The organism is Paenibacillus sp. BK033 (genome assembly GCF_004345425.1).
GTDB lineage: Bacteria > Bacillota > Bacilli > Paenibacillales > Paenibacillaceae > Pristimantibacillus.
The window spans coordinates 322,859-346,690 of record NZ_SLVP01000001.1; the positions used below are offsets into that span (position 1 = coordinate 322,859).

General features: G+C 50.7%; 30 protein-coding genes. 28 read left to right on the forward strand and 2 right to left on the reverse strand.

Translation table 11 applies throughout. The features are described 5' to 3' along the window. The first annotated feature begins 131 nt into the window (after positions 1-131). The 9 genes from EV294_RS01395 (at position 132) to EV294_RS01435 (ending at position 6,682) form a co-directional block, all read left to right on the forward strand. Positions 132-884 (forward strand): glycosyltransferase family 2 protein, encoded by a 753-nt coding sequence (locus EV294_RS01395; RefSeq protein ID WP_132303242.1) that lies wholly within the window; start codon positions 132-134, stop codon positions 882-884. Positions 885-913: 29 nt separating this feature from the next. Beyond that, entirely contained in the window at positions 914-1,636 is a 723-nt protein-coding gene (locus EV294_RS01400; RefSeq protein WP_132303243.1) for a sugar phosphate nucleotidyltransferase, read from the forward strand. 17 nt (positions 1,637-1,653) lie between these two features. Continuing rightward, entirely contained in the window at positions 1,654-3,000 is a 1,347-nt protein-coding gene (locus tag EV294_RS01405) for a glycosyltransferase family 2 protein (RefSeq protein ID WP_132303244.1), read from the forward strand. A 99-nt stretch (positions 3,001-3,099) separates the two neighbouring features. Then, a complete protein-coding gene (locus tag EV294_RS01410; protein ID WP_132303245.1) occupies positions 3,100-3,387 on the forward strand; it encodes a nucleoside-diphosphate sugar epimerase in 288 nt (95 codons plus the stop codon). A gap of 24 nt (positions 3,388-3,411) precedes the next feature. Beyond that, a complete protein-coding gene (locus EV294_RS01415; RefSeq protein ID WP_132303246.1) occupies positions 3,412-3,753 on the forward strand; it encodes an alpha-helical endospore appendage domain-containing protein in 342 nt (113 codons plus the stop codon). Further along, positions 3,750-4,064 carry a hypothetical protein gene (locus EV294_RS01420; protein ID WP_481856014.1) on the forward strand — a complete coding sequence of 105 codons (315 nt, stop codon included), beginning with the start codon at positions 3,750-3,752 and terminating at the stop codon, positions 4,062-4,064. The genes EV294_RS01415 and EV294_RS01420 overlap by 4 nt, the downstream gene beginning before the upstream one ends. Continuing rightward, the gene (locus EV294_RS01425; RefSeq protein ID WP_132303247.1) at positions 4,061-4,345 is read left to right on the forward strand and encodes a hypothetical protein; all 285 of its coding nucleotides are present in this window, start codon (positions 4,061-4,063) and stop codon (positions 4,343-4,345) included. Before EV294_RS01420 ends, EV294_RS01425 begins: the two co-directional genes overlap by 4 nt. A gap of 115 nt (positions 4,346-4,460) precedes the next feature. Further along, positions 4,461-5,561: a CgeB family protein gene (locus EV294_RS01430; RefSeq protein ID WP_132303248.1), complete on the forward strand. Its 1,101-nt coding sequence runs from the start codon at positions 4,461-4,463 to the stop codon at positions 5,559-5,561. Between the two features lie 11 nt (positions 5,562-5,572). Then, complete coding sequence (locus EV294_RS01435; protein ID WP_132303249.1) at positions 5,573-6,682, forward strand: CgeB family protein; 1,110 nt, start codon at positions 5,573-5,575, stop codon at positions 6,680-6,682. Between the two features lie 11 nt (positions 6,683-6,693). On the opposite strand, the gene EV294_RS01440 is transcribed toward EV294_RS01435, so the two are convergent. Continuing rightward, positions 6,694-7,683 carry a ketoacyl-ACP synthase III gene (locus EV294_RS01440; protein ID WP_132303250.1) on the reverse strand — a complete coding sequence of 330 codons (990 nt, stop codon included), beginning with the start codon at positions 7,681-7,683 and terminating at the stop codon, positions 6,694-6,696. A 181-nt stretch (positions 7,684-7,864) separates the two neighbouring features. Between EV294_RS01440 and EV294_RS01445 the strand changes: the two genes are divergently transcribed. Then, positions 7,865-8,722, forward strand: a complete 858-nt coding sequence (locus EV294_RS01445) for a YhcN/YlaJ family sporulation lipoprotein (protein WP_132303251.1) — start codon at positions 7,865-7,867, stop codon at positions 8,720-8,722. A gap of 210 nt (positions 8,723-8,932) precedes the next feature. On the opposite strand, the gene EV294_RS01450 is transcribed toward EV294_RS01445, so the two are convergent. Next, a complete protein-coding gene (locus tag EV294_RS01450) occupies positions 8,933-9,157 on the reverse strand; it encodes a helix-turn-helix domain-containing protein (RefSeq protein WP_006040330.1) in 225 nt (74 codons plus the stop codon). A gap of 541 nt (positions 9,158-9,698) precedes the next feature. Between EV294_RS01450 and EV294_RS01455 the strand changes: the two genes are divergently transcribed. From EV294_RS01455 to EV294_RS01545, 18 genes are all read left to right on the forward strand, one after another. Then, complete coding sequence (locus tag EV294_RS01455) at positions 9,699-10,067, forward strand: YhjD family protein (protein ID WP_132303252.1); 369 nt, start codon at positions 9,699-9,701, stop codon at positions 10,065-10,067. 438 nt (positions 10,068-10,505) lie between these two features. Further along, entirely contained in the window at positions 10,506-10,697 is a 192-nt protein-coding gene (locus EV294_RS01460; RefSeq protein WP_132303253.1) for a hypothetical protein, read from the forward strand. Then, complete coding sequence (locus tag EV294_RS01465; RefSeq protein WP_132303254.1) at positions 10,694-10,999, forward strand: HNH endonuclease; 306 nt, start codon at positions 10,694-10,696, stop codon at positions 10,997-10,999. Before EV294_RS01460 ends, EV294_RS01465 begins: the two co-directional genes overlap by 4 nt. Positions 11,000-11,074: 75 nt before the next feature. After that, positions 11,075-11,461 (forward strand): P27 family phage terminase small subunit, encoded by a 387-nt coding sequence (locus EV294_RS01470; RefSeq protein ID WP_132303255.1) that lies wholly within the window; start codon positions 11,075-11,077, stop codon positions 11,459-11,461. Continuing rightward, positions 11,458-13,179, forward strand: coding sequence for a terminase large subunit (locus EV294_RS01475; protein WP_132303256.1), 1,722 nt, complete (start codon positions 11,458-11,460; stop codon positions 13,177-13,179). The genes EV294_RS01470 and EV294_RS01475 overlap by 4 nt, the downstream gene beginning before the upstream one ends. Positions 13,180-13,183: 4 nt before the next feature. Further along, positions 13,184-14,377 (forward strand): phage portal protein, encoded by a 1,194-nt coding sequence (locus EV294_RS01480; RefSeq protein ID WP_243711538.1) that lies wholly within the window; start codon positions 13,184-13,186, stop codon positions 14,375-14,377. Beyond that, on the forward strand, positions 14,364-14,942 hold the full coding sequence (locus tag EV294_RS01485) for an HK97 family phage prohead protease (protein WP_132303257.1): 579 nt from the start codon (positions 14,364-14,366) through the stop codon (positions 14,940-14,942). Before EV294_RS01480 ends, EV294_RS01485 begins: the two co-directional genes overlap by 14 nt. Further along, entirely contained in the window at positions 14,942-16,216 is a 1,275-nt protein-coding gene (locus tag EV294_RS01490) for a phage major capsid protein (RefSeq protein ID WP_132303258.1), read from the forward strand. Before EV294_RS01485 ends, EV294_RS01490 begins: the two co-directional genes overlap by 1 nt. Positions 16,217-16,276: 60 nt before the next feature. After that, positions 16,277-16,522: a hypothetical protein gene (locus EV294_RS01495; protein ID WP_132303259.1), complete on the forward strand. Its 246-nt coding sequence runs from the start codon at positions 16,277-16,279 to the stop codon at positions 16,520-16,522. 12 nt (positions 16,523-16,534) lie between these two features. Further along, the gene (locus tag EV294_RS01500; RefSeq protein WP_132303260.1) at positions 16,535-16,813 is read left to right on the forward strand and encodes a hypothetical protein; all 279 of its coding nucleotides are present in this window, start codon (positions 16,535-16,537) and stop codon (positions 16,811-16,813) included. After that, positions 16,810-17,115 (forward strand): phage head closure protein, encoded by a 306-nt coding sequence (locus tag EV294_RS01505; RefSeq protein WP_132303261.1) that lies wholly within the window; start codon positions 16,810-16,812, stop codon positions 17,113-17,115. Before EV294_RS01500 ends, EV294_RS01505 begins: the two co-directional genes overlap by 4 nt. After that, positions 17,108-17,500, forward strand: a complete 393-nt coding sequence (locus EV294_RS01510; RefSeq protein ID WP_132303262.1) for an HK97 gp10 family phage protein — start codon at positions 17,108-17,110, stop codon at positions 17,498-17,500. Before EV294_RS01505 ends, EV294_RS01510 begins: the two co-directional genes overlap by 8 nt. Next, positions 17,497-17,832 (forward strand): hypothetical protein, encoded by a 336-nt coding sequence (locus EV294_RS01515; RefSeq protein WP_132303263.1) that lies wholly within the window; start codon positions 17,497-17,499, stop codon positions 17,830-17,832. The genes EV294_RS01510 and EV294_RS01515 overlap by 4 nt, the downstream gene beginning before the upstream one ends. Before the next feature lie 4 nt (positions 17,833-17,836). Continuing rightward, the gene (locus tag EV294_RS01520) at positions 17,837-18,415 is read left to right on the forward strand and encodes a major tail protein (RefSeq protein WP_132303264.1); all 579 of its coding nucleotides are present in this window, start codon (positions 17,837-17,839) and stop codon (positions 18,413-18,415) included. A gap of 6 nt (positions 18,416-18,421) precedes the next feature. Then, the gene (locus tag EV294_RS01525) at positions 18,422-18,808 is read left to right on the forward strand and encodes a hypothetical protein (protein ID WP_132303265.1); all 387 of its coding nucleotides are present in this window, start codon (positions 18,422-18,424) and stop codon (positions 18,806-18,808) included. A 180-nt stretch (positions 18,809-18,988) separates the two neighbouring features. Continuing rightward, a complete protein-coding gene (locus tag EV294_RS01535) occupies positions 18,989-21,421 on the forward strand; it encodes a phage tail tape measure protein (RefSeq protein ID WP_132303267.1) in 2,433 nt (810 codons plus the stop codon). Then, entirely contained in the window at positions 21,408-22,250 is an 843-nt protein-coding gene (locus EV294_RS01540; RefSeq protein ID WP_132303268.1) for a distal tail protein Dit, read from the forward strand. The genes EV294_RS01535 and EV294_RS01540 overlap by 14 nt, the downstream gene beginning before the upstream one ends. A gap of 10 nt (positions 22,251-22,260) precedes the next feature. Beyond that, positions 22,261-23,829, forward strand: coding sequence for an SGNH/GDSL hydrolase family protein (locus tag EV294_RS01545; RefSeq protein ID WP_132303269.1), 1,569 nt, complete (start codon positions 22,261-22,263; stop codon positions 23,827-23,829). Positions 23,830-23,832 lie beyond the last annotated feature (3 nt).

A 23,832-nucleotide genomic window follows, 5' to 3' on the forward strand; every position in this document is an offset into this window, starting at 1 on the left:
ATTGGGAGGGGGACAGACGTCTTGGAAGTTGTACAAATGCCGTTGCGCCAGCATTCCGCATACATACTATGTGATGTGCATCAATCTGCTTGCAAATTTTAATAGGTGTAAAAACTGAGGTGATTCAGTGGATGAAACGCGCACCTCATCCTAAACCGGCCGTATCGGTCATTATCCCCGTTATGAATGAAAAATCGACCATCGGGCGCGTGATTCGCGAAGCTGCAAAGGTACATCCCCGTACGGAGGTTATTGTTGTTGCCAATGGTTCTACAGACGGTTCCATAGCGATTGCTAGAAAGACGGGGGCGAAAGTGCTGCAATTCGATAAGCCTCTTGGCCATGACGTTGGGAGAACGATAGGGGCGCTGGAAGCCAAAGGCGAGGTACTGCTGTTTATTGACGGAGATATGGTTATACCGGCTGCCGATTTACGCCCTTTCATTCGCGCGGTGAGAGAAAAAGGAGTAGACGCGGCGTTGAATAATTACTCCGGTCCGGTTCGCAAAGCGAAGGTTCATAGCGTTGTGCTGGCCAAACATGCCTTGAATGCCATTCTTCAAAGGCCAGACCTGAAGGGAATGTCCTTCACGGCCGTACCGCATGCGATCAGCCGCAGATGCCTGGATACGATAGGCGCGGAGGCTTTATTGGTCCCTCCGCTTGCCCACGCGATGGCTGTGAAGCAAGGTCTTAAGGTGAAGGCCGTACACACCGTTAATGTCGGCAAAATAAATAAACCCCGGCCGGAGCGGGAGAGGAAAAACCCGCTTGAACGGTTGATTCTGGGTGATCATTTGGAGGCGATCTACTGGCTGCTGTCATGCACAGATGAACGGGGCGGGTTCGAGGATCGGCTGCGCAAGCGCGAGATGGCCTTGTAAGTCTGCACATGGTTAGGAGGGCTGCACTTATGAAAGCTGTTATTTTGGCGGGAGGAACCGGTACACGGCTCATGCCTCTTACTTCTTATATCAATAAGCATATGCTGCCGGTCGGCAGGCATCCGATGATCCATCATGGCATCGAGACGCTGCGCAAGGCCGGGATCAAGGAAATTCTGATTATTACGAACCGTCAGTCTGCGGGAATGTTCATTCAATATTTCGGCAGCGGCGAAGACCGGGCCGTATCGCTGGCATTCCGGATCCAGGAAGGGGCCGGAGGCATTGCGGATGCGTTGCAGCTGGCCAGACCGTTTATTACCGACGGCGAGAAGTTTCTCGTTCTTCTTGGCGATAACTTGTTCGAAGAGGATTTAAAGCCCTATATTCATGATTTTCGGCAGCAGCCGGAAGGGGCGATGGTGCTTCTCAAGGAAGTCGACGATCCTCACCGGTACGGGATTCCGGTCTTCGATTCTAACGGCGCGATCAAGCGTATTGAAGAAAAGCCCGAGGAGCCGCAGTCGAATCTATCGGTTACCGGTTTATATATGTACAGCTCGGATGTGTTCGAGCGGATCGAGAATATCAGCCCGTCAAGCAGAGGAGAACTCGAGATTACGGATCTGAATAATCTTTACGCGGCTGCCGGTCTATTAACCTACCGGACGTTATCCGGCTGGTGGATGGATGCGGGAACGTTCGAGTCGCTTAAGGAAGCGTCCGCCCGATATTGGGATACAGAATACTAGACGGGAGAGGTTTTTGAGTGAGACGTAAACCGCGGGGCATTCGTCGTCTCAAACCAACGCAAGAGGGAAGGCGTACGGCTAACTATCAGGCCGGTCTGCAGGCAGGGTACAATCAGGGACTTCTGGCCGGTCGAAGCAGCTATCATTCTTTGTTTGAGGGAACAAGTATTATTATCCCGAGCTACAATCAGGTGGATTATTTGCGCGCCTGCATCGACAGCATCGTGGACAACACGGAGCAGCCCCATGAGATTATCGTAGTCGACAATGCGTCGACAGACGGGACAGCCGAATATTTGGAGCAGCTGGATGGTCAGGTGCGTTACCGGGTGCTCGATCGGAATTACGGGTTCGCCGGTGCGGTGAATATGGGGCTGATGATGGCAAAAGGCACAACGATGCTTGTTCTGAACAATGACACGCTTGTGACGGATAACTGGCTGGGCAACTTGCTGATCTGTCTGCACAGCGACCCTACTATCGGTATGGTGGGTCCGGTCACGAATTATATTAGCGGGGATCAGCAAATCCCGGTCCCTTACGACAGAATCGAAGATATGCCGGAATTCGCTAGACTCAATAATATTTCCGATCCGAAGCGCTGGGAGAGAACAGACAGGCTGCCGGGCTTCTGCCTCTTGTTCCGCCGCGAATTGTGGGAGAGAATCGGATTCTTGGACGAAGGGTTCGAATTCGGCAATTACGAGGATGATGATTATAATATTCGGACCAGGCTGCTCGGTTACTCCCTCGTCATCGCAAGGGACTCCTTTATCCACCATTTCGGGAGCGTCAGCATCAAGGCGCTGGGCGATCAGCTTGAACAGGTTAACACCCGGAATATGGTTTACTATATGACCAAATGGAATAATCCGTATGCGTGGATTCATCAAGTCCGCACGAGCGATCCGAAGCTGACTTCGCTTATGGCAAAAGGAGAGACCGCCTTTTACCCGGAAGGCGTCGCAGTGAAAGGGATTGGCCCGCAGGTTTATTGGATTGAGCAAGGGATCAAACGTCCAATCGAAGGGGAATGGTTCGGACCCGTCGTACGCCTGCCGCAAATTCTTCTCCGGAGCTGGCCGGCGGGAGAAGCGCTGCCCTCGGTTGAAGCGATGTCCAAATGGCATGCGCTTCATTCCGTTCATTACGGTGCTCCCATGCATGGGCAGATAGCAAGCGGGCTGGACGGCTTCCTGTATTATCTGGAGAATGGCACCAAGCGAAAAATTATTACCGAAGCAGCGGCCGTCTCCTGGCATTTGAACGAAAGGGCGAAGTATCCGCTGACCGTGGAACAGCTGCAGGAAATGCCGGAAGGGCTGCCGCTGATTCCGCCGGTTAAGCTTCGCCAAGTCCTGTAGGCATACGCAAGTATCACCCTTTTTCAAAGATGCATATGCTAGGATGACGAGCGACAATTGAACTGGAGACGTTTATTGCTGCAAAGGAGGGGCTTGAAGTTGCAGCAGATCGTTAACGAAATCATAGAGCATTTATCGCATTCCCATCAACAAATGGCACGCATGATCGACTCCAAGCGCCATGTTGTCGTGCGGATGGCTGAGGTCGTGAAAGCCATCCCCGACAACAATCCGAATTTTGGGGGAACCGAGGGACTGCTGTCGAACACGCAGGCTTTGCTGGGCGGAGTTGTTTCTTATCTGACAACGATAGCCGAGCTGCAGGAGACGCTTGCCGCGCAGCTGACGTTTACGGTCCGCGAGCTTCGTGCAGAAGAAGAAGAGTAAGCCGCCGGAAGGAGGATGTTAGTCATGAATCGGGAACAGGCCTATATGCGTATGCTTGGCGCTACCGCCAATATGCAGTGGAACATTGCCAAGATGCTGGAAGCCAAGGCTGAAGAGGCGGAGAAAGCGCGTAATTGGATATGCAATCATATTACCGAGGCATCCTTCCTCGGCGATCAGACCCAGCTTAAACAGACAGCTCAAATCAACGAGCAGGTGATTGAATTATTGGACGGCGTTAACAAAATGAGCCAAGGGATCCTGTCCGTCATGCGCTCGGTTCTGCCCAAAAGCAATGAAGGCGGGGGCGATCATGACGGGGACGACGAGGAGATGCTGTTCGGCGGCATGGGTGACATGAATTGAAATTAATGGCATCCAAGGAACGGCAAGTGAAGCTGGAGATTCTCTCGTCTCTCGCCAGCAGCCAGACGGCGCTTGCCCGCATTCTGAACAGCATCGCCGACGTATCGGAGGCTTCCCCCGAGCTCGCCAGAAGCATTGCCGAGAATGTAAAGCTCTTAACGTCCATGCAGAAAAATATAGCGGAGTCCGTAACGGGGCTAACGATGCGGGGCAGGCGACTGAAGCGCGGACGCCCCGGCAGCCCTTGGCTGAACGTCAAGATCAGCAGGCTGCAAGACAGAGGTCATCGCGGAAGGAGGCGTTTGATATGAAGAAGAAGAGCGCCGTATCGGCGAAACGGAGAACCAAACGCAAGCCTGGTGTCCGGACGAAACGCAAAGTAAGCGGAGCCCGGAAGACAGCGGGGAAGAAGACGGGCAAAAGCACGATGAAACGCCGGAAGTCTTCGGCCAGAAAAAGAAGAAAAAGCTACAGCTTTGATCAAGCCGGCTATGATAACGGTTTTAACCAAGCCTATAACGACGGTTATAACGCCGGCTTCGCCAAAGGCTTTGAGGACGGCCATCAGATTGCCTACGAAACGCAGGCGTAATCGCGCAAACGGAAGATAGAGGTCTTAGCTCTGCCTTGTTCATGCCCAGCATGGACAAATCAGGAATAAGGCTTTTTTTGTATAACTTCGAATAACGGGCAGGTGAGTGTGAAATTTGAACACGGCAGCGGCGGCGTCCTTTCAACAAGGCAGGCAGCAGGGATATTCGGCCGGTTTTCATGCAGGATGGCGGGACGGAGCTTGCGAATGGGCAAAGACTTCTCTCGTAACCCCGGTCCCGGAAGTAATGCCTCTGCGTGTGTTGTATATTCCGCAAGGCTCATTAGGGTTTGACGCGATTGATTCCGGAATCATAGAGGCGCTGCAAAGATGCGTCAGCGAATTGCATGTAGGCGTGCACGAAGGCCTGCTGCAGCAGGCGGCCGCCCTTTCGCCGGACATTGTGCTGGTACTAAACGGCCTATACACGTTTCCGCCGGATCATTTGGAACAGATTGCCGCAATCCGGGCGCTGGGAATCAAGACGGCGATCTGGTTTGTGGATGATCCGTACATGACGGCCCAGACGGTCCAGATCGCGCCGTTTTACGATGTTGTATTGACGCATGAGCGGGGGACCATTCCTCTATACCGGCAGCATGGATGCCTTCAGGTGCATCATCTGCCTCTCGCGGTCAACGAGTCCGTATTCCGTCCCTTTCGCGCGGAGAAGGCGTATGAATACGAGGTTTGTTTTATAGGAGTAGCCTTCTGGAACCGGGTAGAGCTGATCGATTCAATCGCCGGGCAGCTGTCCAAGCGAAAGCTGTTTATTGCCGGAGGGCACTGGGACCGTCTGAAGCAATATCCGCTGTTAGCGTCCAGTATCCATCCGGAGGGCATTGCGCCTGAAGCAGCCGCCCATTATTACAACGGCTCCAAGATTGTCATCAATATGCACCGGTCCGATGTCCCCGGGAAGGATAATCAGATTGAAGCCCAGGCACCGGGCCTGTCGCTGAACCCGAGAACCTATGACGTTTCGGCATGCGCGACGCTGCAGCTAACGGATATCCGGGATGATCTGTATTCCCAGTACCGTCCGGGCTACGAGATCGAAACTTACGGCAATGCGCAGGAGCTGCTGCAGAAAATCGATTATTATTTGACCCATGAAGAGGAGCGTTTGCGGATTGCGATGAGAGGCTTGTACCGTACTTTTCGCGAGCATACGATGACTGCGCGAATCGTCGCGCTTTTGAATCTATTGAAGTAGGAGGGACGAATATGGCGCCAGTAGTCAAGCGGAAGATTGACGAGGAGGCAGGGCGAGCGGCGGGGTATAAGCTGGGCTGGGATCACGGGTACTGGTTCGGGTTATGCGAGGAAGCAATCAGCCGCATCCCGCAGACCCACAAAGTATGGCCGGTTCACGCGATGTACGTGGAGACGGGCAAAGGATTTCCTTATTCGCCGATCGACGAAGCCGTTAGAGGGACTTTAGCGGCGATGGTTCAGAGGTTGACCGTCGTGAACGCAACGCAGGCGGTGGCGGAGATCGCGCTGGCGGATCGGCCCGACGTCGTTATTGTACTGGACGGACTGCAGTTTGATGTCGGCCAGATCGCGACGCTTCGGAATAACGGCATCCGGACGGCCATCTGGCTGACCGATGATCCTTATTATATGGATATTACGACGATGATTGTGCCGCATTACGATACGGTATTTACGCTGGAGCGCAACTCGGTGGACTATTACAAGCAGCTTGGCTGCCAGAATGTGCATTACCTGCCGTTCTGCTTCGATCCGGCGCAGTATCGCCCGACGAATCCGGAGCGTTCCAGCCGCAAGGAAATTACGTTTATCGGCTCCGCCTATTTAAACAGAGTTAGTTATTTCAATGAATTGACGCCTTATCTGGCGGAGAAAAATACGTTAATATCCGGTATTTGGTGGGACCGGTTATCCCAATACGACCTGCTCCGCTCGAAAATCAAGCTGAACAACTGGATGGGCCCGGCAGAAACGGCCTTGACTTACAATGCTTCCAAAATCGTGATCAATATGCACCGCGCGCATGACGATGCTCTGTACAATAGCAACCGGATCGGATTAACGGCTGTTTCTCCTAATCCCCGGACCTTCGAAATTGCCGCATGCGGCGTGTTGCAGGTATGCGATACCCGGGATGATCTTGCTTCCTTTTTCACTCCCGGAGTGGAAATCGTAACCTATTCCTCGCCGGTGGAGCTAATCGAGAAGCTGGATTATTACCTGAAGCACGAGGAGGAGCGGCAGCAAATCGCCCTTCGCGGCATGTACCGGGCTTTCCGGGACCATAAATACGCGAACCGTCTTCAGACGATGCTTACGATATTATTCCCGCTCCTCTAGCACTTCATGAATTAAATGGACCAACGAAGCAAGACGCCTGATTGGGTCAATCCGCCGCCAAAGCCATAGAGCAGCAGCAAATGTCCCGGCAATACGCGGCCGTCGCGGACGGCGGCATCGAGAGCAAGCGGAATGGATGCCGCGGAAGTGTTGCCGTAATGCTCGATGCTCGACAAAGCCTGCTGCTCGCTTATGCCGGTCCGTTCGCATAACGCGTCAATAATGCGCTGATTCGCGTTGTGCGGAACGAACCAGTTGATTTCGGATGGCGCCAGTCCGCTGTCACGCAGCAATCCGGCGATTCCCTCGGATACGTGGCTGAGTGCCCATTTGTACACTTCCCGGCCATTTTGGACGATGCGGCTTGTCGTATCGATATCCGCGGCGTTAATGACAGGGGACAAGCCGCTGCGGTAGACATGGTGTCCGCCAGCGCCGTCCGTCTGAGCGGAGACCGCCAGGATATTTCCTTCTCCGCGGGCTTCCATTAAAAATGCGCCGGCTCCGTCGCCAAACAAAATGCAAGTCGTCCGATCTTCGTAGTTCGTAACCTTGGACAAGGTTTCTCCGCCGATGACGAGAATTTTACGGTAAACGCCTGACAGGAGCAGTCCGTTCGCCAGCTGGACTGCCGAGGTAAAGCCCGCGCATGCGGCCTGAATATCGATTGCGCCGCAATGACGGATTCCAAGGCCAGCCTGAACCTGGGCGGCAACGCTTGGGATGACATTATCCGGCGTCGAGGTAGCGACGATAATGTAATCGACATCCTCGATTTCCACCCCGTACCGCTCCTGCATATCCCTTACCGCCCGGATGCATAAATCGCTTGTGAACTGGTCATCCGCCGCAATCCGGCGTTCGCGGATGCCCGTGCGCTGGACGATCCATTCGTCCGAGGTGTCGACGATACGCTCCAAATCCGCATTGGACAAAACTTTATCCGGAGTATAAGTGCCTATGGCCGTTATAGCTGCGTTGGATTGCATTTGCTTTTCCATTGGAACAGCTCCTTTGATTTGCATGATTGGCATTTATCTTAGTACCTGGTACTAACACTTGATATTAAATTACTGAATTTGAATCCATTTGTCAAGCATTGCTGAGGATAGCTTCCACATAACGGAGCACAATAAGTCACGGGTCAAAGCCTGACTAATCGAATGGAGGAGTGGCCAGTTCATGAAAAACAAATTCATTCTTCTTACAGCAAGTGTGGCTTTAGCGGCATCGTTAGCGGGTTGCGCGTCCAATCAGGGAGATATCGGCAACAAAAATATCCGCCCCAACAGCGTGCGTTACGATGCTAACGGAAATATGATCCGAAATTTGGCGGCTCCGGGAACATTGACCGACAAACGTTTCGCGAATGATCAAATGAACGAAATGAATCGCGTCAATGGCCGCCGTCTCAACAGCAACAACATCGTTGGCAGTCATAAAAATTATAAGATGGAAATGAGCGAGGAAATCGCGAAGAAGCTTGTCGCCATGAATACGGTCAAGACAGCCAATGTGATGCTTACTGACCGCAATGCTTATGTTGCCGTATCCTTCGAGGATCATACGCGCGGTCTAAGCGCAAAAAGCTACAACCGTACGAACATGAGCAGTCCGATCACCGACGCGAACCGCCACATGAACGGCACGTATGGCGCGAGCGGCGGGAAATACGGCATGAACGGCATGAACGGAACGTATGGCATGAACGGCACGATGGGCGGCTATTCCAACAACGGCATGCGCGGCCTGAGCACAACCGACACCGGCGAGAGCCAGCTTACGGACAAGATCAAAAGCGATATCGCCGCGGAAGTAAAACGGCTGCATCCTTCGGTTCAGAACGTTTATGTATCCGCAAGCCCGGACTTTGTGGACCGCATGAACAGCTATATGGGCGACGTTCGTCTGGGTCACCCGATTCAAGGCTTTGTATCCGAATTTAACGCCATGGTTGAGCGCATTTTCCCCGCCAATGCCACCAAGCTGAATTCGAGTTCGGCGAAGCACACCACTCCTTATATTTACGATCACCGCTAACAGCTAGATATAAACAAAAAAGGGCCCGCTTGCGAAGCAAGCGGGCCTGTCCTAGAAATGGTATCAACTGTGGGGTTGATGCATATGATTGTAACGAAGAAACCTTAGCCTAAGATTAAAGAACTTTGTCGAAATTGAAACAAAGTAAAACCCCGCGCCTTTTAAGGGGAGCGGGGGAAACTGGAAACGCCCAAATCATGAATGGGATGGTTAGATTTGCAACTCCCCAAGCTTGATCAGCTCGACAACCGCTTGCGAACGACCTTTAACATTTAACTTCTGCATGACATTCGAAATATGGTTGCGGACGGTCTTTTCGCTGATAAATAATTGCTGCGCAATATCTCTAGTTGTTTTATCCTGCACCAGCAGCTCAAATACCTCGCGTTCACGATGCGTTAACAAAAACTTGCTTTTATGGTCGCTACCCTTCAAGGGTAAAGCGAGGATTTCACTCCAAATGTTATCTTTTACTTTTGCATCACTTAAAAACCCTTATTTCCTCAGTGTTTGTCCACTTTTAACTATTATCCTTCACCTCTTTTAATTCTGCATTAACTTCATTTCACTCCGGTTACTTGCATCAAATTTGCATCAGATGCATCAAACAGTACATATCGGTTTGCATCAAATAAAATGTGCTGTACGATATAAGAACGAATGTTTGTCAATAATTGGGCGGAGAATGTGCTCCATTAGCTTTTAACCGTGGTATATTTGTATCATAGGAAATTGAGAAACGGGCGGCGCTGCCTAGTAACCAGCGCCGCTTTTTTTTGTTCCTAAAAATCGGATTCGATCATCTAGCGTGGGTGCTCGACGTCTCTGATAAGCCGGCCTTGCTCGTGCGGATGGCAACCGACTTGGCGTGTGAGGTGAAAAATTCCTTCATCCTAGTGACACAACTTGCAAGGCTTAAAATGAATTCTTGTCCGACAACCAACCGTTCAGATATAATCGCCATGAGGTGATTGCAATGAGCGGGCAGACATTGTCTGATGATGAATACAGCTTGATCCGGGATTACATTATATTGCCCTTTGTAAAGAACATGGTTAAAAACAACATAGAGAAGATTAAAGCGGAGGGAATGACACTCAGCGATCTTTTCGTTAAAGCAAACAAGAAAGCTCTGGTGCTGATTGAGGATGACATAAACGCCAGTCGCAGGAACGTTGGCCGGCTGAAGATGCAGATCACCAAGGTTAAGCAGAATGACGACAGCGAAGAGTATGAGGTTCGGTTACGTGGTTATGTTCATAAGATCACGTTGCAGCGGCATGTGGCTAGGCGTGAAATGGCGACCATGCGGGATGCTTACATAGCAAGAGTGGATTTCAAATAAAAAGAGCCTCGCGGGATGCTTTCCCAACGGGCTCTTTGTCTTAATTACCGGTGCTTCCGGATTTGATTCGATTATAAGACAGGCGATGATTTCCAGTCAACAAAAAAACTCCACGGCAGTTGTGGAGAACTTGTGCAAAACCCATTGACCTCGATTTTGGGGCATGTGTAAAATGGTCTTGTCTTCTTATCTCCAAAGTTACAAAGGTGCGTATGCTTTTAATATAAATGCGCGTTCTACGCGCTACCATGCCTTATGTGACGAGCGGAGCGCACGTCATGCCTTACATATCCTTTGAAGTCACTCATTCGCTGAGTGGCTTTTTTTATTGCCTACGAAAGGGGTGATGACATTGAGATGGTTCAGACGATTCATAAAACGACTGGCTCCATTCGCTGCACCAGAACCACGTAACCGCAAGGAAAGGCGGCATGGACGATGAGCAGACAGATACAGAAGCAGGACGATGGCAAGTACCGCGTTTGGTCTACGATAGCTGGCGGCTACATCATCGAGAATGCAACCGAAGAAGAGATAGCTGCTCTTTATATAAAGGATGCTGAAGTGGACATAAGGTGGCGTATTCACTACGAGATACAGCGACTTGAACAACGGGTGATGAACGAATGAAGATTGTCAAAGCGTTCTACAAAACAACACGATGGCTGAAGAAGCGCGAGCGAATCTTGAGACGTGATGAATATCTCTGCCAAGAATGCAAACGATTCGGCAAGAGCACAACAGCTCAGACAGTCCATCACATCCATCCTCTCGAGGATCATCCAGAGTACGGCTATGAGAATTGGAATCTGATTTCATTGTGCAATCCATGTCACGGTTCGATGCATGATCGGACGACGGACGAGTTAACAGAAATCGGAAAAAGGTGGAAAGAGCGAGCATCCCCCCCTCTTGTCGAAAATTCAAATTGACCCTTTTGGGACCTGGCGGGGGAGGTTTTTCCAATGGCGCGAGTTCCCCACAAACTTTTTTCGGGAGGTGAGGCAATGGCAAAAGCAGGAGAAAAGGCGCTGGCTGACCAACAGATCGTTTTCGAGCGAACCGTTAGAGACATGCAGTCTATCGGCGTTTATAAGGCTGAATACGACCCGCTAATCCAAATGTATGCTGAGCTAGTCGTGCAATACAATACGCTCTCAGAACGCTTCAGAAACGGCGGTATGAGGTATCAAACGAAGACGTCCGACGGCGGCGCGAAGAAAGCTCCGTTAGTGGCTACGCTCGAAGCTTTACGGAAAGATATATTGGCATACTCTGACCGGCTTTGTCTCAACCCTAAGTCGTTTGGTTCTGTGACGCCCGATAGAAAGGTTGGGGACCTTCCGGCTCCCAAGACTTCAAAGCTGACAGCTGCTTTAAGCTCGTTTGGATGACCGAGTTTAAAAATCGCGAGACAGTCTTCGAGTATGCCCGGAGTATTGTCGAAGGACGAAAGATAGCTTGCAGAGAAATCATTCAGGCTTGTGAGCGGTTCTTCCGCGATCTGGAGAACCCTGAATATGAGTTCAACCCGAAAAACGCCGAATTCGTAATCGGCATCATTGAGAAGACATTCGTTCATGCTCAAGGCGAGATGCTGGACGGCACTCCCCTCCGCGGGCAGCCGTTTTTGCTGGAGCCATTTCATAAGTTCCAGGTATATAACCTGCTGGGCTTTTATCATAAAGGAACCAAAATTAGGCGCTTCAAAGAAGCGTTTATTTTTATTCCCCGGAAGAACATCAAGACTTCCTTTGCAGCGGCTCTAGCGTGGGCGCTGGGGCTTTTGGAGCGCAAGTCTGGTAGTAAGGTCTACATCACGGCAGCGGCGCTTAAACAGTCATTGGAGAGCTTTAACTTCATCAACTTCAACCTAGGACAGATGGGTGAAAGAGAGAACTTCAGAGTCATCGACAATAACCAAGAGCACTCTATTGCGGGAGACCTGGGCGATGGTTCCATTTACATTCAAGCGCTTGCGGCCAGCCCGGATCGGCAGGACTCACTTAACTGTAATATCGCGATCGCCGACGAGATCCACGCATACAAGACGCCTAAGCAGTACAACATCATCAAGGAAGCGATGAAGGCTTACACGAACAAGCTCATGATTGGCATCACGACAGCCGGCGATGACATGACAAGCTTCTGTTACCAGCGGCTTACGTATTGCAAGAAGGTTCTGGACGGCACGGCGAAGGATGAAGCCTACTTCATTTTCATCGCCAAAGCTGACCAAGACGAAAAAGGCGAAGTCGACTTCACGAACCCAAGGATCCATGAGATGGCGAACCCGGCCTACGGTGTCTCCATCCGTCCGAACGATATCATGAACGATGCCATGCAGGCCCAGAACGACCCACAGCAACGGAAAGACTTCTTTGCTAAGTCGCTCAACGTCTACACTTCAGCGATCAAGGCTTACTTTAACGTCGATGAATTTAAGGCTTCAGACCGGAAACATGACTGGACACTCGCACAACTCGCCAAGCTGCCTATTGACTGGTATGCAGGCGCTGACCTGTCAAAGCTGCATGACCTTACCGCAGCGGCTCTATACGGCCATTACAAGGGCGTAGACATCGCCATTACTCACGCATGGTTCCCTATCGTTGCGGCTGCCGCTAAAGCTGAAGAGGACAGCATACCGTTGTTTGGCTGGAAGGATGACGGCTGGCTCGATATGTGTAACACGCCAACGGTGAACCATGCCGACGTTGTGAACTGGTTCAAGATGATGCGGGATAAAGGATTCAAGGTTAAGCAGGTTGGCTTTGACCGGAAGTTTGGGCGGGAGTTCTTCCTGGGAATGAAGAAAGCAGGCTTCAAGATCATTGACCAGCCGCAATACTTCTACAAGAAGTCCGAGGGATTCCGCCGGATTGAGAAAGCGGCGAAAGACGGAAATTTCTATTACCTCCATTCGGACGCCTTCGAGTACTGCCTGCAGAATGTTGCGGCCATTGAGAAGACGGACGACATGATCCAATACGAGAAGGTAATGCCGACGCAGCGCATCGACTTATTCGATGCTGCGGTGTTCGGTGCTATTCGCATGCTCGAAAACATGGAGAGCAAAGCGAGCGCAGACCAATGGTTGAAAGGAGGCTGATATATTGAGTCGTAAAAAGAAACGTTCCGCGAATCTGACCAGAGCGGACACACCTTCTATGGTTGGGCTATTCATGAATGGCGGCGACACATCAATACTGATTCCGGGGTACACCCGCTTATCCGATAATCCCGAGGTACGCATGGCGGTTGATAAGATCGCGGATTTAATCAGCAGCATGACAATTCACCTTATGAGGAACACCGAGAACGGGGATGTCCGGGTGAAGAATGAGCTTTCCCGGAAGCTGGACATCAACCCGTACAGCCTCATGACGCGCAAAGCGTGGATGTACAACCTGGTCTATACCATGCTGCTGCCGGGAGACGGTAACAGTGTTGTATACCCGCGCATTCGAGATGGCCTTATTGATGAGCTCATACCGCTCAAACCGTCAAGCGTCGCATTCATGGATACGCCAGACGGTTATAACGTGCTCTATCAAGGCGCCACATACGGTCATGATGAAGTGCTCCACTTTACTATCAATCCGGATCCGGAACGACCTTGGGTCGGTACCGGTTACCGCGTCGTTCTAAAGGATATCGTTGACAATCTGAAGCAGGCGACAGCTACGAAGAAGAGCTTCATGAGCGATAAATGGAAGCCGTCGATCATTGTATCGGTCGATGCCATGACGGAGGAATTGTCCAGCCCAGAAGGCCGCGACCAGATTCTTAACAAGTACGTGTCGGAGACTTCAGGCGGCAAGCCTTGGGTTATCCCGGCCGATCTCCTGAAGGTCGACCAGGTCCGTCCGCTCTCTCTTGCTGACCTTGCCATTAATGATGCAGTCCAATTGGATAAAAGAACCGTAGCCGCCCTCATTGGAGTGCCGGCTTTTTTTGTTGGCGTCGGAGACTTCAAGAAAGACGAGTACAACGCCTTCGTTAACACTCGGGTTCTTCCGCTTGCTACCGGCATTGTCCAAGAGTTGACGCGGAAGCTGCTCTATGCTCCGGACCTTTACTTCAGATTTAACCCGCGCAGCTTATATGCCTATGACCTGAAGGAGCTTGCTGAAGTCGGCAGCAACCTTTACGTACGCGGGCTTTACCTTGGCAACGAGGTTCGCAATTGGCTCGGAGACTCGCCGCTTGAAGGCCTAAATGAGCGCGTCATCCTGGAGAACTATATCCCGGCCGGCATGATTGGCGATCAAAAGAAACTGAACCAAGGGGGTGATGAAGGTGGATAGAGAGATTAGGCAGACCCGCAGCGTAATGACCGAGCTTAAAACGCGGGCGGCCGAGAGCGAGGACCTGACAATCGAAGGTTACTTCTCCGTATTTGGGCAGCAAACAGAGCTTTGGACAGGGGCATATGAGGAAATCGCTCCTGGCGCTTTTGACAGCACACTCGGCAATGACATTCGCGCTCTTGCGAATCATGACACAATGTTTGTTCTCGGCCGGAATAAGGCCGGCACACTGGAGCTCAGGACCGACAGCCACGGCTTATGGGGCCGCATTAAGATCAATCCGGATGACGTCGACGCAATGAACCTGTATGCCCGCGTCAAGCGCGGTGACGTCGATCAATGTAGCTTTGGCTTCAACATCATCCGTGAAGAAACGGACTGGCGCGACGACGGTACTGTGAAATGGACCATCCGAGAAATCGATCTGCATGAGGTATCGGTCGTTACCTTCCCGCAGTATACGGACACCGGCGTTCAAGCGCGTAAGGCGGAAGTTGCTCAGCATCGTGAGCGCCAGCTGCAACAACGTAAACACAATTTGAAAGCGAGGTTGAACAAATAATGCTTAGACAATTAATGATTGGCAAGAAAATCGAACAACGCAAATCGGCGCTTGCCGAACTGCTGGAGCAGGAGCGCGGGCTGGATCTCCGCTCTGCTAATCTGGAGGCCGCTCTTGAGGAGGCTAATACGGAAGAGGAAATCTCTACCGTGGAAGGCGAGGTTACTACCATCGAGAATGAGCGGTCTGAGCTCACGGCTAAAAAAACCACTCTTGAGGGCGAGATCGCTGCTCTCGAGGGCGAGCTGGAACAACTCAACAGCGCGGCTCCGAGCAATACAACTCGCAGCAACACAAACCAATCCAACCAAAACGAAAGAGGTGCAGAAGGCATGAACAAATTGCAAGTGAGAGAGTTGCTTAAAACTGGCGAGTACTACAAACGCAGCGAGGTTGTTGAGTTCTATGAGAAATTCAAGAACCTCCGCGCCGTATCCGGTGGCGAGCTGACAATCCCAGAAGTCGTTGTAAACCGCATCATGGACATCATGGGCGACTTTACTACTCTGTACCCGCTGGTAGACAAGATTCAAGTAAAAGGCACTACGCGGATTCTGATTGACTCCGACACTTCGGCAGCTACATGGATTGAGCAATCCGCCGCGCTCCCTACTGGCGACGTTGGCACTATCACGAACGTTGACTTCGACGGCTTCAAGGTCGGCAAGGTGACTTTCGTCGACAACTACCTGCTGCAAGATTCCATTATCAACCTGGACGCTTACGTCACGAAGAAGATTGCCCGCGCTATTGCCAAGGCTCTTGACCTGGCAATCATCAAAGGCACCGGCTCGGCGAACAAACAGCCTGGCGGCGTTATCCCGGCTATCCCAGCCGGAAACAAAGTTAACGTTGATGAAGACGCGGATCTGTTGAAAAACCTGGTAAAACAAATCGGCCTCATCGATACAGGTGACGATAGCGTCGGCGAAATTGTCGCGGTCATGAAACGCAGCACTTATTACAACCGCCTGGTTGGTTACAGCATCCAAGTTGATTCCAGCGGTAACATTGTTGGCAAGCTGCCGAACCTGACAAATCCGGATTTGGTCGGCCTGCGTGTTGTGTTCAACAACAACATGGATGCGGACAAGGTCCTCTTCGGAGACTTCTCGCAATACACGCTTGTTGAGCGCGAGAACATTACGATCGACACTTCGACTCATGTCAAATTCACCGAAGACCAAACGGCATTCCGTGGCAAAGGCCGATTTGATGGTAAGCCGGTTAAGGCTGGCGCCTTCGCACTCGTCACAATCGTCCCTGCAGTCTAATATCCGTTAAACGGGAGTGGCCTGCGGGCTGCTCCTGTTGTTAATTAAGGAGGATCACGAATGCCAACCGTCTTAAAAACGTTCAGATGCAAAGTGACTAAACACCTCTTTGAAGCTGGCGAGGAGTACGAAGGAAAACGCGAAGCCGAGCTCGCTGCACTTGGCTATATTGGCGCTGAAGCGGTCGTTGAACAATGGCCGAAGCATGTCGGCGGCGGCAAATACGAATTATCCAACGGTGAGGTCGTCAAGGGCAAGGCTGCCGCAGAGGAAGCCCAGGCCGATCTTGACTCATTGGATGACTAATGAGGTGAGTTCATGGACGTTACGACGGCCGTGGGGCTTGTGAAAGAGCGGTTAGGCATCCGGTCGACTGTCCGTGATACGTACCTGACCGCGATTGTAGAAGGCGTCATACAGGAGCTCACAGACGAGAAGGGAGTCGCCTTAGAAGAGGGCAATGCTTCGCATCTTCTGTTCGTTTGCGATTACGCTACATGGCGTTACCAAAGCCGGGATAGTGCCGGCGCGATGCCGCGAGACATCCAGTTCCGACTTCACAATCTGATTATCCATTCGAGTGGTGCAGGGCCATGACATACGATTACGAACTTACGCTCATTGGTGAGACGATCAGCGATGATAATATCGGCAACCAAATTGCTGCCGAAACTCCTACTGTTATCCTTTGCGGTCTCAAGTCTGTCGCGCGTAACGAGTTCTACAATGCAGCTGCGAACGGCCTGCGCCCGGAGCGTGTCTTTGTGATTCACAATTACGAATACAGCGCTGAGCAGCTTGTAGAGTTCGAGGGTGAGCGTTACAAGGTCATACGGTCCTATGCGGTCGGATCGGAAGAACTGGAGCTGACATGCGAGAAGGTGTTGGGGAATGGCTAACATCCGAATTGACCAACTGGCAAACGTTTTGACATCGGCCGTCCAGGCATATACGCAGGATGTCGGGGAGGCCATAGAAAATAAGGTTGATGAAGTCGCGGACGCCGTCCTGCAGGACACGAAACGTGATTCACCTTATAGAACCGGAAGATATAGAAAAGGTTTTGCGAAGACCAAACGAGTCCTGCCTGGACAAGGATACAAAGGGTACTACATCTGGAACAAAAAATACTATCGCTTAGTCCATCTTCAAGAGTTCGGACATGCCAAGCGCGGCGGCGGCCGTGTAGCCGGTAAGCCTCACTTGCGCCCGGCCTACGACCGGAATGCGGAAAAGTTACAGGATGATATTAAGCGGATTATCAGGAACGGAGGCGGCGGATGACGTTACAGGAACTTAACCAGGCGTTGAAGAGCACCGGGATGCCGGTTGCTTATAACGAGTTTAAAGGCACAGCAAAGACTCCAGTTCCAGCGCCTCCGTTTATCACTTACCAGCTCGCATATAACTCGGACATGATTGCCGACAACGCCAATTATTTGGACGTCGGTAATTATCAAATTGAGCTTTACACCGATAAGAAAGACCCGGCTGCCGAAAGCCTGGTGCAATCCAAGCTAAAGGAACTGCAGCTGCCTTACAGCAAAGTCGAGGTTTACCTTGACGACGAGAAGCTATTTCAAATCATTTATCAAGTACAACTGATCGGAGGCTGACAAAATGCCTGAAAATAAAGTTACGTTTGGCCTGGACAAAGTCCACATTGCTTTCTATGATGCAGATAGCTTAACGCCGCCTACTTGGGAGGCTCCCACGCCCATGCCTGGTGCAGTTCGTTGGACTCCTGAAGCGCAGGGCGAAACCTCCACCTTCTACGCCGACAACGGAGCCTACTTCGTTGTATCAGCAAACAATGGATATACCGGTGAATTGGAGATGGCTCTAATCCCGGATGCAATCCTTGCCCGTATGCTCGGCTGGGAAATCGACAACAATGGCATGCTGGTCGAGGTGACAAACGGCATTCCTGAAAAATTCGCACTGCTTGGGCAAATCCAGGGCGATCAAAAGAACCGCCGCTTCGTCTACTACGACTGCCAAGCAAGCCGCCCGGCGAAAGAACGCACGACAAAAGGCGAGTCCGTTGAGGTGGCAACTGATGTCCTTAACTTGACGATCTCACCTATCGAACTTGACGGCAAGACAGTCGTTAAGGGCGACATCGAGCTCAGCGCCACAAATGCCACGGCGTATAACGGCTTCTTCACAAACGTTCTGACTCCTACATTCGGAGGTTAATCATAGATGAGAGAACTTAAATTCGGTGAACAAACTGTCAGAGTCAAGGCGACGCCCTTGGCTCTTCTTTTTTATAAGCAAGAGTTTGGCGGGGATCTTCTCGCGGACATGACAAAGATGGCCGGCGGGTTGAAGGAAGAACCCGAACAGGAAGCCGATATCTCCGGTTTAGATACAGTCGCTATCCTGCAGCTTATTTGGGCGATGGCGAAAGCAGATGCGTTCGGCGGACCCTCCTTCCCATCGTTTATTAACTGGCTGGGCTCTTTTGAAGACGTCGACTTTACCGATGAATCCTTATTGAAAGGTGCTCTGGAGGAAGCCGCACACGGATTTTTTCGTAAAGGACTCCAAGCGTCAACACAAGGACGGAAGCCGCGCAAAACTCGCTGACAGGCTAGAAATTGAATTAATTAGAATCGGCAAAAAGATGAACCTCTCGCTTGCTGAAATGAATGAGTTTCGGGTTTGTGACTTATTAGACCTGGCTCATACGTACTTTGGCGAAGAAGATGACTCACCTAAAGAGGCAACACAGGCCGATATAGACGCTTTCTACGGGAGGTGAGGTAATTGGCAGAAACGATAAAAGGGATTAACGTTGTCATCGGCGCAGACACAAGCGGCCTATCCGCTGCGCTCGGTGACGTCAACAAACGAAGCCGAGATATTCAGTCCGAGCTCAAGCAAGTAGACAAGTTACTCAAGCTCGATCCCGGCAATACAGAACTGGTAGCTCAAAAGCAGAAGCTTCTTGCGGACTCCATTGAGAACACCAAGGAGAAGCTTAGCAGGCTCAAACAGGTTCAGGAGCAGGTTAATGAACAGTTCAAGGCCGGCACCATTTCAGAAGGGCAGTACCGAGCCTTCCAGCGGGAAATCGTCCAGACAGAACAGCAGCTCAAGACATTCGAACAAGCGTTGGAAACAACCGGCCAGAAAGTAGATCAATTTGCTGCTAAGACTGGAAATGCTGCAGACAAGCTGAAGAATGTTGGCTCGGGGATGAAGAATGCCGGGGCTAATATGACTGCAGGTCTTACGCTGCCACTTGTCGGCATCGGTGCGGCTGCTATTAACGCTGCTGGGCAGGTTGAAGGCGCATCAAGCACGATTCAAGCAAGGCTTGGAGCAACAGCTGAAGAAGCAGACCGACTTTCAGAAGCTGCACGCGGCATTTGGGAGCAAGGCTTCGGCGAGAGCATCGACGAGGTCTCACTGGCATTAACAACCGTTGAACAGAACATCCAAGACCTAAATGATGCCGATCTCGAGAAGCTGACCACAAACGCGCTCGTCCTTCAGAAAGTTTTCGGCGCGGATGTTACAGAGTCAGTACGTACGGCGTCCGTCATGATGAAAAACTTCGGGATTGACGGAAATACGGCCTTCGACCTGATGACAGTTGGTTTCCAGAAAGGCGGAGACTTCTCAGGCGAACTGCTGGATACACTTCGGGAATACGCACCACAGTTTGCCTCAATGGGCATTTCAGCCTCAGACGCAATGGGTATCCTTATTTCCGGAGCCAATGCCGGCGCGTTCAACCTGGACAAGGTCGGCGATGCGCTTAAGGAGTTTAACATCCGGGCGCAAGATGGCAGCAAGACAACAGCAGATGGATTTGCCGCGATTGGGCTGGATGCCACTACAATGGCTAATGCGATTTCTGCAGGTGGTGAGACTGCAAGCAATGCCTTCCAGGCTACCATAACGGCGCTTGCTGCCATGAAAGATCCAGTCCAGCAGAATATAGCTGGCGTCAATCTATTCGGTACGCAGTGGGAAGATTTGCGCTCAAAGGTTATCTTTGCGATGCAGGATGGTATTGGCTCCCTCAATGAATTTGAAGGTGCTGCCGATAAAGCCGGAGCTGCATTGCAGGACAATCCTCTTGCGGAAATGACAGCCCTATGGCGGCAACTTCAATCTGATTTAGCTCCACTTGGAACAGCCCTGATAGAGTTGGCGCAGACGGTTTTGCCTCCGCTCATTGCAATGGTGTCCCAGGTCGCGCAATGGTTCTCCAATCTTTCTCCATCTACTCAAAAGCTTGTGGGGGTTATAGGGGCGCTGGCGGCTGTCATTGGACCGCTATTAATTGCATTCGGGGCCATTGTCTCCGCTATCGGCACATTGATGCCGGTATTTGTGGCACTCACTGGCCCCATCGGATTGGTTATCGCGGCTATAGCAGCATTGGCTGCAGGCGTTTATCTGGTTATCAAGAATTGGGATACAATTAAAGCCTTCTTCTCGGGGCTCTGGGACTGGATGGTCAACTTCTTTAAGAAGTGGGGTGTCGAAATCCTGGCAATTGTCGCGCCGTTCATCGGCATTCCACTGCTGATTGTGAAGCATTGGGACGATATTAAAGCCGGTCTTTCTGCAGTTTGGGATTGGATTAGTTCAACTTCTTCGAAGGTGTTTAAGGCGGTTGTTAATAGCATATCTAATGCTTGGGAGGATGTTAAAAACAGAACAGCAGACAACTGGAATGCCATCGTAGGCGCCATCAGTAAGGCGATAGACTGGATTAAAGGCTTGCCAAAACAGATGCTTGAGATCGGCAAGAACATTATTCAGGGCATTGTTGATGGTATTACCGGTAGCATCGGCAAGATAAAGGACAAAATCAAGGAGATCGCTTCGACGATCACTGACGGGATTAAAGGTCTGCTTGATATCCACTCTCCTTCCCGGGTCATGATGGCAATCGGTGAATTCACCGGTGAAGGCATGGCGCTGGGCTTGCAAAACTCGGTGGCCGAGGTCTCCCGGCAGGCTTCCTCCTTGGCTAAAGCGGCAGTACCGAAGTCTTCAGACTTCTCAGCAGCTACATCAGGCGGCGGCGCTGCGGCGGCGGGCGCGGCTACAGGCGGAAGCCAGCCGGTTGTTGTCCCAGTGTATCTGGATGGCCGTGAAATTGCTCGAGCTACATCAGGTCCGATGGCAAACATGAACATGACGAGATCAAGGGGGTTAGGACTCAATGGCGGTTTATAACAACGGATTCACTCTAACCCCTGTATCCGCCCCGTCTGACGTCCGTACGGCTAGGTCGCTAGGAATTATCATGCTGCGCCAATCAAAACGCCCTATGCTCGCCTCAACGGTCGACAGCACGGCTGACGTGGCGGGCATGCACGGAGCATATGACTTCGGGGCGAAGTTATCTCCTATGCAGTTCGGGCTTGAATGCGCCATGATCACACAGTCGCCGAGGGAACTGCAAGCAGCAGCTGAGCGGATAGCAGAGTTCCTACTTGACGCTTCTGGCCGGCCACGGCAATTGGAGCTGGTCTTCGATAACAAGCCGAGCAAGAAATATACGGTCCGGTATTCCGGCTCCCTTGATATAGATCGCATTATCGGGCTCGGGACGTTTACGCTACCGTTTACAGCCTTCGACCCGTTCTCATACCAGACCGAGCTATCGACCGATGAACTGGATTGGGATAGCGACATCCTGATGGATAACGAGCGGATCACGTTCGACTATGAGCCGCCGATCTACACGGTTACAGCGCCGGGGGCTGTCGAGGTAGTCAATTACGGGGCTTTCGAGATATGGCCGGTCATTAAGGTGGTCGGCAGCTTCACAAGCCTATCACTGACCGCGGATGGCCGGACGCTGGTATATGGTGAGGCGGTTGCCTCCGGAACGGTAACAATCGATTGCCAGCGCATGCAGGCAAAGCTCGGCACGACCAACAAGAACAACAAAGTATCCGGCCAGTTCATCAAGCTGCAGCCAGGAACAAATAGCGTTCAGATCGGCGGCACATGGCTCAATTGCTCTGTGTCTTTTGTATTTAGAGCGAAATATACGTGAGGTGATGGACATGGCGGATTTAATCCCTGCTGGCACGTCGTTAAACGCTGGTAGGAGTGCAATCAATCAAAAGGTCGCAGACATTGATAGACGCATGGATAACGTCATCGGCCAAACTGGCAATAGCAACAGCGAAATTGTTGATGCAAGGCTGCCGGCAAGCGGTACAGCCTTTGCAACATTAAAGAAACGGCTAGATACTGAAAATAAAGATGTAAGGTCGTACATTGACGACCGTATTTCGACAATTGGAAATGCCAGTCCAAAAGGGGCATATGCTACTGTCGCAGCACTTCAAGCTGCTTTTCCAACTGGAACTACAGGTATTTATGTCGTCTCTGATGATGGGAAATGGTATTACTGGAGTGGATCGACATGGACGTCGGGCGGACAATACCAGAGTTCGGGGATTGCTAATGGAGCAGTAACTCCAGAAAAAACAGATTTTGCCGAACGTTATAAATCGGCTAACCTTTTAAATCCTGCGTTAGTTTTGATGAAAACAAAGCCAGTAACTACAACAGGAGCTGCACCTGACCAAACAGAAGCTCAAAACAGTAACAATACATTGCCCTATCTTGTAAATACAGGTTCAAATACCTATATCCTAAGCTTACCTGGTGCATCTTCATCTTTGTATATCAGGGCTGCTGTTTATCTTCCGTCAGGTTATTCGACCAATATAGTACCTACTTACAACAATGGGGTATTTAATTTTACGATTCCGGGCGGTTACACAGGATTTAGAATATTTACAGACAGCAGTTTTACGGATTATGCCAATGCCGATCTAATGGTTTCAAGCAACTGGAAAGGAACACATGAGCAGTACGGCCTTGAAACAAACACCATTAAAAATCTTAAATTACCGCCTGTAAAATCAAGTGACATTGATGCAAGTATTAATAAATTATTCAATCCGTTATACGCGAAGAAAATAGCATGGTTTGGTGACAGCATCACGGATGTTATTAATAAAACATGGGCGTATCATATCCCTTTGGTAAACAATATGGATTCCATTAGCTATGCGGTTGCCGGTTCAGCAATATCCTATCTACCATCAGGACAGACAACAACAGAAACAAATTGTATAACAAAAGCAATTGAAACATATGCAAGTAGTTTAGTTGGTAGAGACTATATTATCTTTAGCGGTGGATTTAATGACGGTGCTAGAGGTGAATCACTATATCCTACTGGAACATTAACTGATGTAATTGATTTTACTGGGGCATTAGATAAAAATACATTCTACGGTGCTTTAGAACAGTGTTGTCGTATCCTATTGAAAACTTGTTTAGGTTCAAAAATTGGTTTTATCATCACTCCAAACAATCCAGATAACACGTATTTCCGAACAAAAAAGAGACCTGCCATTATTGCAACGCTTGAAAAGTATTCGATTCCTTACATTGATTTATTCAAGGAAGGCGGATTAACTCCTGGTATTACGGAAGTAAATAACGGCGGGTATTTTCAGTCTACAAATGGAGTAGGAGATAAAACACATCCATCAGAATTAGGCTATACAACTTATTTAAATCCTAAAGTGACAGCATGGCTTAAAACGCTTTAGTGT

Coding starts and splice junctions, on each gene's coding strand:
- EV294_RS01395 (WP_132303242.1), top strand. CDS start 132: ATGAAACGCGCACCTCATCCTAAACCGGCCGTATCGGTCATTATCCCC.
- EV294_RS01495 (WP_132303259.1), top strand. CDS start 16,277: ATGCCAACCGTCTTAAAAACGTTCAGATGCAAAGTGACTAAACACCTC.
- EV294_RS01515 (WP_132303263.1), top strand. CDS start 17,497: ATGACGTTACAGGAACTTAACCAGGCGTTGAAGAGCACCGGGATGCCG.
- EV294_RS01490 (WP_132303258.1), top strand. CDS start 14,942: ATGCTTAGACAATTAATGATTGGCAAGAAAATCGAACAACGCAAATCG.
- EV294_RS01460 (WP_132303253.1), top strand. CDS start 10,506: ATGAGCAGACAGATACAGAAGCAGGACGATGGCAAGTACCGCGTTTGG.
- EV294_RS01475 (WP_132303256.1), top strand. CDS start 11,458: ATGACCGAGTTTAAAAATCGCGAGACAGTCTTCGAGTATGCCCGGAGT.
- EV294_RS01440 (WP_132303250.1), bottom strand. CDS start 7,683: ATGGAAAAGCAAATGCAATCCAACGCAGCTATAACGGCCATAGGCACT.
- EV294_RS01545 (WP_132303269.1), top strand. CDS start 22,261: ATGGCGGATTTAATCCCTGCTGGCACGTCGTTAAACGCTGGTAGGAGT.
- EV294_RS01455 (WP_132303252.1), top strand. CDS start 9,699: ATGAGCGGGCAGACATTGTCTGATGATGAATACAGCTTGATCCGGGAT.
- EV294_RS01540 (WP_132303268.1), top strand. CDS start 21,408: ATGGCGGTTTATAACAACGGATTCACTCTAACCCCTGTATCCGCCCCG.
- EV294_RS01470 (WP_132303255.1), top strand. CDS start 11,075: ATGGCAAAAGCAGGAGAAAAGGCGCTGGCTGACCAACAGATCGTTTTC.
- EV294_RS01415 (WP_132303246.1), top strand. CDS start 3,412: ATGAATCGGGAACAGGCCTATATGCGTATGCTTGGCGCTACCGCCAAT.
- EV294_RS01510 (WP_132303262.1), top strand. CDS start 17,108: ATGGCTAACATCCGAATTGACCAACTGGCAAACGTTTTGACATCGGCC.
- EV294_RS01400 (WP_132303243.1), top strand. CDS start 914: ATGAAAGCTGTTATTTTGGCGGGAGGAACCGGTACACGGCTCATGCCT.
- EV294_RS01465 (WP_132303254.1), top strand. CDS start 10,694: ATGAAGATTGTCAAAGCGTTCTACAAAACAACACGATGGCTGAAGAAG.
- EV294_RS01520 (WP_132303264.1), top strand. CDS start 17,837: ATGCCTGAAAATAAAGTTACGTTTGGCCTGGACAAAGTCCACATTGCT.
- EV294_RS01485 (WP_132303257.1), top strand. CDS start 14,364: ATGAAGGTGGATAGAGAGATTAGGCAGACCCGCAGCGTAATGACCGAG.
- EV294_RS01435 (WP_132303249.1), top strand. CDS start 5,573: ATGGCGCCAGTAGTCAAGCGGAAGATTGACGAGGAGGCAGGGCGAGCG.
- EV294_RS01425 (WP_132303247.1), top strand. CDS start 4,061: ATGAAGAAGAAGAGCGCCGTATCGGCGAAACGGAGAACCAAACGCAAG.
- EV294_RS01505 (WP_132303261.1), top strand. CDS start 16,810: ATGACATACGATTACGAACTTACGCTCATTGGTGAGACGATCAGCGAT.
- EV294_RS01445 (WP_132303251.1), top strand. CDS start 7,865: ATGAAAAACAAATTCATTCTTCTTACAGCAAGTGTGGCTTTAGCGGCA.
- EV294_RS01500 (WP_132303260.1), top strand. CDS start 16,535: ATGGACGTTACGACGGCCGTGGGGCTTGTGAAAGAGCGGTTAGGCATC.
- EV294_RS01525 (WP_132303265.1), top strand. CDS start 18,422: ATGAGAGAACTTAAATTCGGTGAACAAACTGTCAGAGTCAAGGCGACG.